The following is a 249-nucleotide window of genomic DNA, read 5'->3' on the forward strand; positions in this document are numbered from 1 at the left end:
GGAGGCGCGTCAGTCGACGGGCGCGTCCGCCACCGGTCCGGCGACGCGACGTCCGGCCTGCCAGACGGCGTCGATCCGGCGCGTATTGCGGATGTCGGCCAGCGGGTCCGCCGTCAGCACGACGAAGTCCGCGCGCTTGCCCGGTTGCAGCAGCCCGCGGTCGTCGAAGCGCAGCAGCCGGGCGGCATCGCGGGTCGCGGTGGTCAGCGCCTGTTGCGGGGTGAAACCGGCCTGCAGCATCAGTTCCAG

The 249-nt window shown here is 73.5% G+C and carries 1 protein-coding gene; it reads right to left on the reverse strand.

Annotated features, from left to right (window positions below):
• Nucleotides 1–9: 9 nt before the first annotated feature.
• The coding region (locus tag SB660_RS22580; protein ID WP_410584727.1) for an amidohydrolase family protein at nucleotides 10–249 on the reverse strand (240 nt) is incomplete at its 5' end.

Source organism: Bacillus sp. SIMBA_005, assembly GCF_046535585.1.
Taxonomy (GTDB): domain Bacteria; phylum Bacillota; class Bacilli; order Bacillales; family Bacillaceae; genus Bacillus; species Bacillus pumilus.